Origin of the sequence: Streptomyces sp. NPDC017202 (assembly GCF_044331705.1) — a bacterium.
Taxonomy (GTDB): domain Bacteria; phylum Actinomycetota; class Actinomycetes; order Streptomycetales; family Streptomycetaceae; genus Streptomyces.
In genome coordinates, this window is the sequence record NZ_JBIRNP010000031.1 from 37593 (window position 1) to 51591 (window position 13999).

Consider the following 13999-nt stretch of genomic DNA (forward strand, 5'->3'; position numbering starts at 1 on the left):
ACGACCGCAGCCGCTTCCGGGGCCCTCCCCAGCGGCCCGTCCGCTCAGCCGTTGGGCCGCAGGGTCCACACGACGGTCATCTCGCCGGTCACGGCCCCGTCCTCGCGGCGGATCTCGATCGCCACCGGGAACTCGGGCCGCTCCCCCGCGTCGAGCTGGGCGACGACCTCGGCGGCCGGGCGTCCCAGCGTCGCGGTCGCCGTGACGGGCCCCGTCGCGAGCTTGCGGTAGGCGATCTCGGCGCGGACGGCGAGCGGCACGGCCCGGGACAGCTGGTCCCCGAACGCGGCGAGCACGATCGCCCCGCTCGCGGACTCGCCGAGCGTGAACATCGCCCCGGCGTGCGGCCCACCCACGTGGTTGTGGAACGCCCCCTGGTCCGGCAGAGCCACCACGGCCTTCTCCGGCCCGGTCTCGAGGAACTCGAGGTTCAGCGTGCGGGCCATGGGCACGGTGGCGGCGAGCATCTCGCCGATGGACATCCGGTCAGCGCTCATGCCGCGATGTTACCCACGAGTAGAGTCCGTCGGCCAGGGGGCGGGAGCGGGGAGTCCGCGCGGGAAGGGGCGCGCCGCGGCCGATTCGGTACCACCCTGACGAGGGGCGGTGACCTGTTCGTGTCATGGGCGGCACTAGGGTTTCCGGCCATGTGGCCAGGACAGCAGCCGCCCGGGGGAGAACAGAACCCGCAGGCGCAGAACAACCCGTACCAGCAGCCGGGATACCAGCAGCCGAATCCGTACCAGCAGCCCGGCTACCAGCAGCAGCCCGGTTATCCGCAGCACCCCGACGCCTACGCGCAGACGGCCCAGTGGGGCGCGCCGGGGGGCCCGGGCTCCCCGCAGTCCGGCGGTGGCGGCGGGAACCGGACGAAGGTGGTCGCGATCGTGGCGGCCGCGGCCGTCGTCCTGGCCGCCGGTGTCACCGGATTCCTGGTGCTGGGCGGAGACGACGACGAGCAGCCGGAGGCCAAGGGCAAGGGCGGTGCGAGCCCGACGGTGTCGGTCGAGCCGAGCGGCTCGGACTCCGCCTCGTCCGGCACGGACGACAACCCGCGCGACGCCGAGACCGAGAAGCCGACCGTGGCGGGCTGGAAGGTCGTCGTGAACCCCAAGTGGGGCATCGCCTTCGACGTGCCCGCGGACTGGGAGGTCCAGTCGCCGGGCCTGAGCCAGGGCTTCGAGTGGGAGGACAAGGAGCAGCCCGACGGCTACGACGCGATCATCCAGGGGGGTACGGCCGAGTACAAGTCCAAGTGGTGCACGTCCGACGACGACAAGGACGGCAAGACCGACGACACCGCGCTGGCCATGGTCGGCAGCAAGGGCGCCGAAGGGGCGAAGAACACCGACGAGATCGCCCTGAACACGCCCGCCTGGTGGGTGTTCGGCGGCTACACCGAGCCGGACCGCAAGAGCATCACCACCGACAAGAAGGCCACCCCCTTCACCACCGCCTCGGGGATCGAGGGCAGCTACGCCTGGGCGCGGTCGACGAACACGCCGCAGAAGGGCAAGTGCGACAGCGACGGCAAGGCGATCACCTTCGGCTTCAAGAACTCCAACAACGACTACGTGTCGTGGAACCTGTACGGCGCCAAGGGCGTGAAGGGCGAACTGCCCGAGGCGACCGTCCTGCAGATCCTGGCCACCGTGCGGCTGCACGGGGAGCCGACCGGCGGCTGAGTCCCCGCCGCCCGCGCGCCCGGCGGGACCGGCCGCCGGTTTGCCGGATCGGCGGCCGGTTTGCCGGATCGGCGGCCGGTTTGCCGGATCGGCGGCCGGACGGGGATAGTCGGCCGGTGACCTCAGCCGCCGACCCCCGCCCCCGCCTGCGCAGGCCCTCCTGGGCGGGCCGCAACTACAGCCTGCTGACGGCCGCCGCGTTCGTCACGGGCCTCGGGGCCAACGGGGCCCTCATCGCCGCCGCGTTCGCCGTCCTCGAAGCCGGCGGCGACGGCGGCGACGTCGGTCTGGTGGCGGCGGCCCGCACGCTGCCGCTGGTGTTGTTCCTGCTGGTCGGCGGGGCGCTCGCGGACCGCCTGCCGCGGCACCGGGTGATGGTCGCGGCCAACGCCCTCAACTGTCTGTCGCAGGCCGCGTTCGCCGTGCTCGTCCTGACCGGTGAGCCGCGGCTGTGGCAGATGATGCTGCTGACCGCCCTCGGGGGCACCGGCCAGGCGTTCTTCAGCCCGGCCGCCGAGGGCATGCTGATGTCCTCGGTGCGCGGCGAGCAGGCCGGCCGGGCGTTCGCGGTGTTCCGGATGGCGATGCAGGGAGCGGGCCTCGGCGGTGCGGCGCTCGGCGGCGCCATGGTCGCGGTGATCGGGCCGGGCTGGGTGCTCGCGGCGGACGCCGCCGCCTTCGCCGTCGCCGGGTCGCTGCGCGCGTTCCTCGACGTGAAGCACATCCCGGCCCGCGAGCGGGGCGGCGGCCTGCTGGCCGATCTGCGGGAGGGCTGGCGGGAGTTCAGCGGCCGCCCCTGGCTGTGGGGCGTCGTGCTCCAGTTCTCGATCGCCAACGCCGTCGTGGGAGCCGCCGACGCGGTCTACGGCCCCCTCGTCGCCCGGGACCACCTGGGCGGGGCGGGCCCCTGGGGCCTCGCCCTCGGCTTCTTCGGCGCGGGCACGGTGGCGGGCGCCCTGCTGATGACCCGCTGGAAACCGCGCCGCCTGCTCTTCGTCGGCACCCTCTGCGTGTTCCCCCTGGCCCTGCCCTCGGCGGCCCTCGCCGTGCCGGTGCCGGTCGGCGTGCTGTGCGCGGTGATGTTCCTGACCGGCATCACCCTGGAGGTGTTCGGCGTGTCCTGGATGACCGCCCTCCACCAGGAGATCCCGGAGGAGAAACTCTCCCGCGTCTCGGCCTACGACTGGTTCGGCTCGGTCGCCCTGGTTCCCCTGGCCACGGCCCTGGCCGGCCCCTCGGAGTCCCTCTTCGGCCGCACGGCCTCCCTGTGGGGCTGTGCCGTCCTCGTCGTCGTGGTCACGGCGGCGGTCCTGTGCGTGCCGGACGTGCGCCACCTGACCCGCCGCACGAAACCGGTGGCCGGCGGGCGGGCGGCCGAGGCCCCCACCGGCCTCCGCCCGCCGACACCGCCGGACCCCACCCCGGACCGGGCCGCCCCGGCCCCGGCGAAGGCGGACGGAGGCACCGGCGCACTCGGGTGAGAGCCGCGCACGGGTTCCCGTGCCGGGCATCACCCGCGGGCGGCGAGGCCTCCCGGTGCCGCGCGCCACCCGGCCCGGCCGCGGTGGCGACCCGCCCGCGTCCCGACGACCCGACGACCCACCGGCCGACCGGCCGGCCCCGGCGCGGTCGGCGAAGGCCCTCGGGAGCGGAGGCCGGCGCCGGTCACCCGATCCCGAACGCCCCCTCGGGCGGCACCGGTGACGGCACCGCCTCCTCGTCGCCCACCGGGCGGGCGTCGCCGATGAACTCCCTCAGGGACGCGCCGTGTTCGACGCGGGCGGGGAAGGCGTCGGAGGCCGTGCGGCGGGCCAGGGACGGGACGTCGAGGGGGTGGTGGGCGGCGGCGAGGACGGCGTTGCCGAACCGCCGGCCGCGCAGGACCGCCGGTTCGGCGATGACCGCGAGGTGCTCGAACACCACCGCGAAGGTGGCGAGTTGGGAGCGCAGGAAGGCGAACGGGGCCGCGTCCGCGAGGTTCGCCAGATAGACGCCGTCCGCGCGCAGGACCCGCCCGGCCTCACGGGCGTAGGACAGCGTCGTCAGGTGGGCGGGGACGCGGGAGCCGCCGAAGACGTCGGCCACCAGGACGTCGGCGGAGTCCGTCGGGGCCGTCTCCAGCCAGTCCCGCGCGTCGGCCGCGTGCAGGGTGATGCCGGTGCCGGCCGGGACCGGCAGCTGCTCGGCCACGAGGTCCAGCAGACCCCGGTCGGCCTCCACGACGTCCTGCCGGGAGCCAGGCCGGGTCGCGGCGAGGTACCGGGGCAGGGTGAGCCCCCCGCCGCCGAGGTGCAGTACGTCCAGCGCACGGCCGGCCTCGGCGACGGTGTCCAGGACGTGCCCGAGCCGCCGGGTGTACTCGAACTCCAGATGCGTCGGCTCGTCCAGGTCGACGTACGACTGCGGCGCCCCGTCCACCGTCAGCAGCCAGGCCCGCTCCCGGTCGACGTCGGGCATCAGCTTGGCGGTGCCGTGATCGACGGCTCGGGTGACGGGTATGGAGTCGCTCACCCCGCCATTGTGCCCGGGGCCCGTCGGGGCCGTGGGCCACGGGGGCGGGCGGCGCGGCACGGCACGGCAGAACGCGGAGGCGCCGCGGACTCGGGGCGTCACGGACGCGAGGCGTCACGGACGCGAGGCCCCGCGAGACCGGTTCGGTACCGGCCCCGCGGGGCCCCGCTCGTGTTCCGTGATCACTCGACGGTGGTCACGGTGCCCGCCCCCACGGTCCGTCCGCCCTCCCGGACGGCGAAGCCGAGGCCGGGCTCCAGCGGCATCTCCCGCCCCAGTTCGACGGTCATGGCGACCGTGTCACCGGGGCGGGCGACGGCCACCTCGCCGAGGTCGACGTCCCCGACCACGTCCGCGGTGCGGATGTAGAACTGCGGCCGGTAGCCGGTGGCGACGGGCGTCGAACGCCCGCCCTCCCGCGTCGACAGCACGTACACCCGTGCCGTGAAGCGCCGGCTGGGGACCACGCTCCCCGGCGCGGCGACCACGTGCCCGCGCCGTACGGCGTCCCGCGGCACGCCCCGCAGGAGCAGCGCCACGTTGTCCCCGGCCTGTGCCTCCTCCATCGGCTTGCCGAAGGTCTCCAGGCCGGTCACCACCGACTCCACGCCGGCGCCGAGCACGTCGACCCGGTCGCCGGGGCGGACCGTGCCGCGCTCCACGGCGCCGGTGACGACCGTCCCGCGTCCGGTGATGGTGAGCACGTTCTCCACGGGCAGCAGGAACGTCGCGTCCAGGTACCGTTCGGGCATCGGCACGTAGGTGTCCACCGCGTCGAGCAGCGCGTCGATCGACGCCGTCCAGCGCGGGTCGCCCGCCAGCGCCTTCAGCCCCGAGACCCGTACGACGGGCGCGGAGTCACCGCCGTAGCCGTGCGCGGTGAGCAGGTCGCGGACCTCCAGTTCGACGAGGTCGATCAGCTCGCTGTCCTCGCCGTCGTCGACGGCGTCGGCCTTGTTGAGGGCGACGACGATGTGGTCGACGCCCACCTGGCGGGCGAGGAGGACGTGTTCGGCGGTCTGCGGCATGATCCCGTCGAGCGCGGACACGACGAGGATCGCCCCGTCGAGCTGCGCGGCGCCGGTGACCATGTTCTTGACGTAGTCGGCGTGGCCCGGCATGTCGACGTGCGCGTAGTGCCGGGTGTCGGTCTCGTACTCGACGTGCGCGATGTTGATGGTGATGCCGCGCGCCGCCTCCTCGGGGGCGCGGTCGATGCGGTCGAACGGCACGAAGGTGCCGGCGCCGCGCTCGGCGAGGACCTTGGTGATGGCGGCGGTGAGCGTGGTCTTGCCGTGGTCGACGTGACCCATGGTGCCGATGTTCAGGTGCGGTTTGGTGCGCACGTAAGCCGTCTTGGGCATGGCGATACCTCGAAGCCTCTCGGAGGGTGCTGCGTGACGGCCCCGGCGGCGAACGCGCCGGCCGGGACGGGGACCCCGAGGAACTCGCCGACCCTCCCCCTGCGGGGTCCGCCGGTCGATCCGGAGAGGGTCAGCTTCGGGCGCCGTCGACAGCGGCCACGAGGACGGGAACGGCAGCCTTCGGCGCATCCGCGACTGCGGATGCCGCGAGCAGGAAGGCGTACCGGAACATGGGGCCGATCCTCGCCGACGGCGGAACCGGTGTCGAACGGTTTTCCCCGGCCGGGCGGGACGGGAGGACCCCGCCCGGCCCGGGCGGCCCGGCCCGCGCCCGGTGTTCCCCGGCGCCTCGCGGGATCGGCCGCCGCACCGCACCCGGCGGCCGGCCGCTCCAGGACGGTGCCGGCGAGAGCGCCGGGCGGCGCCTCCACCGCCTCCGCTCCCGTGACGGTCATGAGAAGGTCATGAGACGGACCATACGGCGATCACACCCGTCCTTCGGTTAGTGTCGCCGGATGCTCGATGCCCACACCCGCTCTGGGGGCACCGCCACGGCCTCTCCCCGGGCCACCGCCACTGAGCTGGTCGTCCCCGTACCGCTCGTCCCCCTGCCCGTCGTCGCCCCGGCGCCCACGGGGTTCGCCGCGCGCTGCACGAGAACGCTGCTCTCGCCGTGGGCGCGGTTCTCGCTCCTGGTCGTACTCCTCACGGCGGCCGCGTCGAGCGTGCTGCTGTTCGAGCCGCAGCGGCTCCTCTCGGAGGGCTGGCCGCCCCAACTGGGCGGATTCGCCGCGGCGTCGGTGTTCGCGGCGGCGTACGGCCTGTGCACGGTGGCGTTCGTGCCGCGTCCCTTGCTGAACCTGGCCGCCGGAGCGCTGTTCGGCTCGCAGCTGGGGACCGGCGCGGCGCTGGCGGGCACGGTGCTGGGCGCCGGGCTCGCCTTCGGGCTCGGCCGGATCCTCGGCCAGGACGCGCTGCGGCCCCTGCTGCGGGGGCGGCTGCTGAAGGCGGCGGACGGCCAGTTGAGCCGGCACGGACTGCGGTCGATGCTGGCGGCCCGGCTGTTCCCGGGGGTGCCCTTCTGGGCGGCGAACTACTGCGCCGCGGTCTCCCGCATGGGCTGGCTCCCGTTCCTGGCCGCGACCGCACTCGGTTCGATCCCCAACACGACCGCGTACGTCGTCGCCGGAGCGAGCGCCTCGTCCCCGACCTCGCCCCTCTTCCTGGTCTCGATGGCGGTCATCGCCCTGCCCGCGGCGGCGGGCGCGGTGGTCGCCTGGCGCAAACGCCACCACCTGCGCCGCCGCTGACGCCCGCCCGCACCACCCCCTGCCGCCGCTCAGGCCCACGCGGGCGCCGGTGTCCGTCACCCGAGACGCCCGCGCCCGGTCCACCACGAGGACCTCTCGGCCCGCCCCCAGGTCCCCGGCCGGACGGTGGCGGGTCCGACGGCCGCCTGACCACGCCCGACGGAACGGCGCCCCCGCACCGGACAGGTGCAGGATCGGTGGTCGACTACCCGCACGCCAGGACGTGCGCAGGCGGCGGCCCGTCCACGTGCTCCGCCTCCGCGGTTGGCGGCTTTCGGTCTGACCGTCCGGGGCCGGAAGGCCCACAATGGCAGGCACACGTCAGAGGAGGTCGCCGTGAGTCCCCTGCGCACCGAAAGCCCCCTCCGAACCGTCGTCCGGGCCGTCGTCGTGCTGGCGCTGCTCCTCGGCTGGTCCGCCGCCGTCGGACCGGCCGCCCGTGCCGGGGAGCGAGCGGGGCGACAGGCGGCTGCCGCGGTGCGCGGGGGCGACACCCTCTACAGCACCGGCACCCGTTGCACCGTGGGCTTCAACGCCCGCTCCGGATCCGCGCTGTACGCGCTCGTTTCGGGCCGGTGCGCCCAGGACGCCCGTACCTGGTACGCCGACGCCGCCCTGACCGTCGTCGTCGGCGTCACCGCGGGAGTCAGTTTCCCGGGCAACGACTACGCGAGCGTCCGGTACACGAATACGGCGGTCGCCCACCCGGGCGAGGTCTCGCTGGGTGCCGGCGCCGGCACCCGCGACATCACCGGCGCGGCGCACCCCGTCGTCGGGCAGTCGGTCTGCCACGTCGGACGGACCACCGGACACCGCTGCGGGACCGTCCAGGCCGTGAACGTCACCGTCGACTACGGCGGGGGAACCGTGTACGGGCTGTTCCGGTCCACCGTCTGCTCCGAGCCCGGAGACACCGGCGGTCCGGCTTTCTCGGGCGGCACGGCCCTCGGGATCATCGTCGGCGGCAGCGGGAACTGCAGCTCGGGAGGCTACACCTACTACCAGCCGGTGGCCGAGTGGCTGTCGGCGTACGGCCTGAGCGTCTACTGAGGCCGGGCGTCCGCTGCGGCGACCGGACCGACCGGGCGCGCAGGCCCCCGGCGGCGTCGCTCTCAGCCGGTGGCGTCGCTCTCAGCCGGCGGTGACGGGAGCGGGCCGGACATGGGGGCAGGTGCCCGCGGCGGCTGTTCCGGGGATGCGCATCCGGCGCAGCAGACCGCGGGTGAGACGCTTGTCGAGCGTGGTGCGCCAGGTGATGTCCGGGTACTGGGACTTCAGATGCGACAGGGCCCTGGTGCCCAGTCCGCTGTCGCGGAAGGGTTCGTCGAGAACCATGTTGGTGATCACGCCCTGGGCGCACTCGCCGCAGGACCGGTAGGTCACCCGCCCGACCACCTTGCGGATGTGCACCAGCAGCAGGCATTCCTCGCCCGCCGTCTCCGGCGCGGGGGACACCAGCAGTTCGATGCCGCGGTAGGCCAGGAGCCTGCGGTGCCAGCGGCCCCACCGCCGTTCGGAGCGGCGGTGTCTTCCCCCGGTGCGCCGCTGCGAGGCCTCGACCGTCGGTCCGGTCCGGCCGTGGGCCGTGGCGTACGCCTGATGTGCCTGCATGCCATCGCGCCTGCCCCGACACCGGGAGTCCATGTCTGTGCGACGCCACGAGGAGCCCGGCGGACCCTCGGGGAAGCAGGGGGCGGGGGGGCCTCCCGCGGGCTTCGCCGTTCCGCCCGCCACGACGGCCGGCGAGCGGAACGGCCAGCGGGAGGAAGCGCCCTTCTGCCGGGGGTTGTCAGGCGTTTGCGCGGGGGCCGGACCTCGCGAGCCCGGCACGATCCGCACGGGAGGCGCCGGGTGTACCGGCCCCCGGCGCGGTTCGCACGACCGACGGGGGCCGGACCCCGCTCACCAGGGATGCGCGGCCAGGTACTCGGCGATCTCCTTCCGCTCCCAGGCGCCGTCCGCCACCACCACCCGGTAGCGGCGGGTGAGGGTGTCGCCGGGGGCCAGTTCCAGTTCGTCGTGGAAGGCCCAGGACGGGGCCAGGCCCGCGAAGGGCTCGTTGCGGACGAACCAGTGCGCGGGATGGGACCCGGCGTCGCCGGACTGGTCGTTCTCGGGGGCGTGCGCGAAGACGACCGTGGCGTGCCCGTCGGTGCCGTCGTGCTCGCCGGACAGCGCGAGCCAGGGGCCCTGCGTGCCCATCAGTGCGGGCCCCTCACCGTCGGGGCCGATGATCCGGCCGTCGCGGAAGGCGCGCGGGCCGCGCCAGAACAGGCCCGTGTAGCCGGCCATCTCCCGTCCGGCGGTGGTCGGACTGCCGAACCGCAGCGGCTCCTCCCGGCGGTTGGTGATCGCGCTGCTCCAGGTCAGCGCCCAGGAACCGGCGGTCCGGTCCACGTCGTGCACCTCGATCCGGCGCCGCTCCTCGGCCCACAGCTCCCCGCCGTACGGGTGCCAGGTCAGCCGCTCGGCGAGGACGACCCGGTCACCGTCCGCCGTGACCTCGTCGAAGCCGACGTGCGCCATCGAGCCGACGCGCTCCGGGAGCGCGAGGTACCCCTCACCGTGTACGTAGCTGTTGCCGCCCCACAGGTTGGCGCCCGAGAGGTGGGAGGCGGTCAGCGACAGCCCCTTGTGCCAGCGGTGGTCGTTGGGCCGGTAGTCGGTGACGACATCGCCCGCCAGGGTGCGCAACGGGTGGATGTACGGCTTCGGCGCCTCCCAGGCGGCCTCGGGCCGGTAGACGTACGCGAGCAGTTCGACGCCGCTGCCGGAGTCGGTCACGGTGACGCGGTCGCCGTGCGTGTGGACGAGGCGCAGCCCGGTCATGCCGCCCCCTCCCGGCTGCCGACCGGAGCGACCGGAGCGACCGGAGCGACCGGAGCCATGGCGGACTCCCCGGCCGACCCGGTGGCGGGAGCGGCGGCGGGTGCCCAGCCGGGAGCACCCCCGTGCAGGGCCGTGTAGAACGGGTCCCCGGGCCCGATCTCGCCCCGTCTCACCGTCACGTCCGTGAACGCCGCCTTGTACAGGGCGCTGACCAGTTCCAGGCTGGTGCGCCCGTCGGCGCCGCTGCTGCGCGGCCGCTCCCCCGCCCGCATGCCGGCGACGAGATCCCGCAGCTGGGCCAGGTGCGAGCTGGGCACGTCCGCGCCGAAGTCCTGCCAGGCAGCCGCCCGTTCCGCGGGGACGTCCCGCGCCGGGGTGATCCGCCAGTTGTCGTTGCTGTGACCGTAGAGATGGGTCAGTTCGACGGTGGCGTGCTCGCAGTCGACGCGGATCCTGCTGACCTCGTCGGGGCTGAGGACGCTGTTCACGATCGTGGCCATGGCACCGTTCTCGAACCGGACCAGGGCGGTGGACACGTCCTCGGTCTCCACGTCGTGGACGAGCCGGCCGGCCATGGCCCGCACCTCGCTCCACGGTCCGAGCAGATCGAGCAGCAGGTCCATCTGGTGGATGCCGTGCCCCATCGCGGGACCGCCGCCCTCGGTCCGCCAGCGCCCGCGCCAGGGGACGGCGTAGTAGGCGGTGTCGCGGTACCAGGTCGTCTGGCAGTGGGCGACGAGCGGCCGCCCCATCGCCCGCTCGGCGAGCAGCCGCCGTACGTGATCGGAACCGGACCCGAAGCGGTGCTGGAAGACGATCGAGGCGTACGGCCCCCCGGCGGCCCCCTCCTCGGCCATCACGGCGTCGTAGTCGGCGAGGGTCGGCACGGGCGGCTTCTCGCACCACACCCAGGCCCCCGCCCGCAGCGCGGCGACGCTCTGCTCGCGGTGCAGGGTCGGCGGGGTGCAGATCGTCACCAGGTCGGGGCGCTGCTCCGCGAGCATCCGCTCCAGGTCGGTGTAGGCATGCGGAATCCCGCCCTCCGCGCAGAAGGCCTCGACCGCGCCGGCGTCGATGTCGACCGCCGCGACGACCTCGGTCTCGCCTTCCGCCGCGAGCTGGGCGAGCGCGGGCAGATGGGAGCCGCGGGCGATGGCGCCGGTGCCGATGACGGCGGCGCGGATGCGGCGGCCGGCGAGCGGAGGGGATGGGGACATGGGCGTGATCAGCACTCCTCCGACGAACGGCCCGGCAACGGGAGCGAGAACGACGAGCACGGCAACCGCCGTAGCAAGCGCTTTCTCTCGGCAGCAACGTAAGCGGCGGCCCCCGGGCCGGTCAACACATACGCCCTGTTCGACCGCCGTGCGCGCTTCCCCTGCGCGCCCCTCTTCGAAACCCCTGTGCCGGGCCGGTCACCCGGGGGCGCTACGCTGCCTCCGGCACATCACCTGATCACCTGATCACCGCGCGCGGCGGCTCGCCGTGTCCGTCGCCCTCTCCGATCGGCACTTGGACTCCGTAACCTCATGTCTTGGTTTGAATCTCTCATCCTCGGACTCGTCCAGGGGCTGACCGAGTTCCTCCCCGTCTCCTCCAGCGCGCACCTGCGGCTGACCGCGGCCTTCTCCGGATGGGAGGACCCCGGGGCCGCCTTCACGGCGATCACGCAGATCGGCACGGAAGCCGCGGTGCTGATCTACTTCCGCAAGGACATCGGGCGGATCATCTCCGCGTGGACCAGGTCGCTCTTCGACAAGACGATGCGCAAGGACCACGACGCCCAGATGGGCTGGCTGGTGATCGTCGGCTCGATCCCGATCGGCGTCCTCGGCGTCACCCTCAAGGACCAGATCGAGGGCCCGTTCCGCGACCTGCGGATCACCGCGACGATGCTCGTGGTCGTCGGCATCGTCATCGGCATCGCCGACCGGCTGGCCGCCCGCGACGAGAACGGCGGCCGGCACCGGGCGCCCAAGCAGCGCAAGGGCCTGGAGAACCTGGGCGTCAAGGACGGCCTGATCTTCGGCCTCTGCCAGGCCTGCGCCCTCATCCCGGGCGTCTCCCGTTCCGGCGCCACGATCAGCGGCGGCCTGTTCATGGGCTACAAGCGCGAGGCCGCGGCCCGCTACTCGTTCCTGCTCGCCATCCCGGCGGTACTGGCCTCCGGCGTCTTCGAGCTGAAGGACGCCGTGGAGGGCGGCCACGTGGCCTGGGGGCCGACGGGGTTCGCGACGGTGATCGCGTTCGCGTCCGGATACGCCGTCATCGCCTGGTTCATGAAGTTCATCAGCACCAAGAGCTTCATGCCGTTCGTCTACTACCGCATCGCGCTCGGCATCGTCATCATTGTGCTGGTCAGCATGGGTGCGCTGAGTCCTCATGCGGCTGAATCCGGCGGCTGAACCAGGGCCGCACAGGTAGCGCTATCGAGCATTTCCTAGCGCCTGATTGCAGCACCGCGCCATGATCATCTCCCACTTGTCTCCCACTCATCTCCCACCGGGGAGGCGGGATACACCCCACTAGGACGTGTGCGTCCGCGAAGCAGGGGATGACACGGAAGGGCCCGCACGGCTTGCCGACGCTTGCCGTGCGGGCCCTTCCGTACCCAGGGTGGGGCGGGTCAGCTGAGGTTCATGTCCGGCCCAGGCCGCAACCCTCGCCACGAGGGAAACGCAGCCGGTCATCCACCGTGTCCCAGGCATCGCCGGTGAGGTCGTCCAGCGCGGCGGCGGCCGTGAGGATGAGCCGGACGAAGCGCGCTTCCGGCGTCCGCCGCAGCCGGTTCGGTCACGTCCAGCGGCGCCCCGGCGCCAGGGCGACCGTCAGGGCAGAGCGCGCCTTGACGCACGGCCACGGAGGTTGGCCTCCGCCGCCCCGAGCCCCCGGGTCCAGGGGCCACGCTCGCGGTGAAGCCTGCGCACGCTTCACCAAATCCCCGAGCAATCTGGACCTGGATGTCAGACCGTTCCTGCCAACGGGCGTCGATCGGGGATAATCGACGCCATGTCGCTCCCCGAAGCCGTCGCACTTGCCCCGGGCGTCGCCGACCCGTACCGAATCAAGTTCGTCCGGCGGCTGCCCGGCTCCCTGGACGAGCTGCGCGGACCGGTGCACGGCGTGGTCGAGCTGCCGCTGACGGTGGCCTGGTCCGGGCTGCGCTCCTTCGACCTGGACCGGCCGCGGCTACGGATGAGCCTGTACCGCACGGTGCTGTCCGAGGGCATGCGCGAGGACCTGTGCCGCTTCCTCAACGCCGACCTGCTGATCGAGCTATGGCTGACTCTGCGCACCCTGATCGGCACCGCCGTCCGCGACGCCTGGGAGGGCGCCTTCCCCGAGCTGCGTGAAGCCGGCCAGGCCACCGCCGCGTGAAGAAACCACCGATGCCGGAGCTGCACGCCCGGCTACTCGAAGACGTCCTCGCCCTCGGTTCGCCCTACCCGCTGGTGCTGACCGGCGGCTACGCCGTCCAGGCGCACCAGCTCGTCGACCGCCCCAGCCAGGATCTGGACGTCGCCACCCAGAACCCTGCCCCCATGGCCGACATCGCCCACTACCTGGTCGACGGTCTGACCCGGCTCGGATGGCGGGCCGAGACCATCGAGGTTTCCCCGCTCTCCGCCCGCTTCCTGGTCACCGATCCCGACAGCGGTCAGGAGTGCGAGGTCGACATCCTCAAGGAGGTCTTCTGGCACCCCACCGTCCCGACCTCCTACGGCCCCGTCCTGTCCGAGCAGGACGTCATCGGCACAAAGGTCCGAGCCATCGCCGAACGCGGCGCCGCCCGCGACCTCATCGACGTCTACGCCGCCTCCCACCGCTGGACCACCGCCGACCTGGAAGAATTCGGCCGTCGCCACGCCCGCCCCGACACCCTCTTCGGCCCCGCCGAACTCCAGGCCCGCCTGGTCGGCGTCGACTGGATCGACGACACCGAGTTCGCCGCGTACGGACTCGACGAACAAACCATCGCCGACCTGCGCACCTGGGCCCGCGCATGGTCCGATGCCATGGCGCGCCGGGCCGCAGCCGAGAACGCGTACGAGAAGGAGTACGGCGAAGCAGGATCCGTACAGGAAGATCCGTACGACAGTTTCGACCCGGACGAGTACGAGAACTGAGTTCCCCGCCCGTATAGCGTCGCCGACGGCGCCCGTCCAGCAGCCACGCTCCTTCCGGCCCGCGATGCCTCGGCCCTTAGACCGTGTCCTATGTGGTGAGGCGGATGAGTCGTTTGTAGCAGCAGAGGGCGGCGGCGAGGCCGAGAAAGGCCAGGTAGTTGCGGGGATCGCGC

General features: G+C 73.3%; 13 protein-coding genes. 7 read left to right on the top strand and 6 right to left on the bottom strand.

The genetic code is table 11. The features are described from left to right. Positions 1-44: 44 nt before the first annotated feature. The gene (locus ACH4N1_RS33205) at positions 45-482 is read right to left on the bottom strand and encodes a DUF4442 domain-containing protein (RefSeq protein WP_398103905.1); all 438 of its coding nucleotides are present in this window, start codon (positions 480-482) and stop codon (positions 45-47) included. Between the two features lie 165 nt (positions 483-647). Between ACH4N1_RS33205 and ACH4N1_RS33210 the strand changes: the two genes are divergently transcribed. Together ACH4N1_RS33210 and ACH4N1_RS33215 are read left to right on the top strand one after the other, a co-directional pair. Continuing rightward, the gene (locus ACH4N1_RS33210) at positions 648-1685 is read left to right on the top strand and encodes a hypothetical protein (RefSeq protein ID WP_398103861.1); all 1038 of its coding nucleotides are present in this window, start codon (positions 648-650) and stop codon (positions 1683-1685) included. A gap of 116 nt (positions 1686-1801) precedes the next feature. Next, positions 1802-3166 (top strand): MFS transporter, encoded by a 1365-nt coding sequence (locus ACH4N1_RS33215; RefSeq protein WP_398103864.1) that lies wholly within the window; start codon positions 1802-1804, stop codon positions 3164-3166. Between the two features lie 184 nt (positions 3167-3350). On the opposite strand, the gene ACH4N1_RS33220 is transcribed toward ACH4N1_RS33215, so the two are convergent. Then, complete coding sequence (locus tag ACH4N1_RS33220) at positions 3351-4196, bottom strand: spermidine synthase (RefSeq protein WP_398103867.1); 846 nt, start codon at positions 4194-4196, stop codon at positions 3351-3353. 182 nt (positions 4197-4378) lie between these two features. Continuing rightward, positions 4379-5560, bottom strand: coding sequence for an elongation factor Tu (gene tuf / locus ACH4N1_RS33225; protein ID WP_398103870.1), 1182 nt, complete (start codon positions 5558-5560; stop codon positions 4379-4381). Between the two features lie 515 nt (positions 5561-6075). Here tuf and ACH4N1_RS33230 point away from each other — a divergent pair. Continuing rightward, positions 6076-6870 (top strand): TVP38/TMEM64 family protein, encoded by a 795-nt coding sequence (locus ACH4N1_RS33230; protein WP_398103873.1) that lies wholly within the window; start codon positions 6076-6078, stop codon positions 6868-6870. A 336-nt stretch (positions 6871-7206) separates the two neighbouring features. Continuing rightward, positions 7207-7920 (top strand): S1 family peptidase, encoded by a 714-nt coding sequence (locus ACH4N1_RS33235; RefSeq protein ID WP_398103876.1) that lies wholly within the window; start codon positions 7207-7209, stop codon positions 7918-7920. Between the two features lie 81 nt (positions 7921-8001). Here ACH4N1_RS33235 and ACH4N1_RS33240 read toward each other — a convergent pair whose 3' ends face one another. The 3 genes from ACH4N1_RS33240 to ACH4N1_RS33250 all read right to left on the bottom strand — a co-directional run bounded on the left by ACH4N1_RS33240 (position 8002) and on the right by ACH4N1_RS33250 (position 10916). Further along, a complete protein-coding gene (locus ACH4N1_RS33240; protein ID WP_398103879.1) occupies positions 8002-8481 on the bottom strand; it encodes a hypothetical protein in 480 nt (159 codons plus the stop codon). 291 nt (positions 8482-8772) lie between these two features. After that, complete coding sequence (locus tag ACH4N1_RS33245) at positions 8773-9699, bottom strand: PmoA family protein (protein ID WP_398103882.1); 927 nt, start codon at positions 9697-9699, stop codon at positions 8773-8775. Further along, the gene (locus ACH4N1_RS33250; RefSeq protein WP_398103885.1) at positions 9696-10916 is read right to left on the bottom strand and encodes a Gfo/Idh/MocA family protein; all 1221 of its coding nucleotides are present in this window, start codon (positions 10914-10916) and stop codon (positions 9696-9698) included. The genes ACH4N1_RS33245 and ACH4N1_RS33250 overlap by 4 nt, the downstream gene beginning before the upstream one ends. A 312-nt stretch (positions 10917-11228) precedes the next feature. Between ACH4N1_RS33250 and ACH4N1_RS33255 the strand changes: the two genes are divergently transcribed. The 3 genes from ACH4N1_RS33255 to ACH4N1_RS33265 all read left to right on the top strand — a co-directional run bounded on the left by ACH4N1_RS33255 (position 11229) and on the right by ACH4N1_RS33265 (position 13826). After that, on the top strand, positions 11229-12104 hold the full coding sequence (locus ACH4N1_RS33255; RefSeq protein WP_398103888.1) for an undecaprenyl-diphosphate phosphatase: 876 nt from the start codon (positions 11229-11231) through the stop codon (positions 12102-12104). Positions 12105-12708: 604 nt separating this feature from the next. Further along, positions 12709-13077, top strand: coding sequence for a hypothetical protein (locus ACH4N1_RS33260; protein WP_398103891.1), 369 nt, complete (start codon positions 12709-12711; stop codon positions 13075-13077). Between the two features lie 11 nt (positions 13078-13088). Continuing rightward, positions 13089-13826, top strand: a complete 738-nt coding sequence (locus tag ACH4N1_RS33265) for a nucleotidyl transferase AbiEii/AbiGii toxin family protein (RefSeq protein WP_398103894.1) — start codon at positions 13089-13091, stop codon at positions 13824-13826. The last annotated feature ends 173 nt before the right edge of the window (positions 13827-13999 follow it).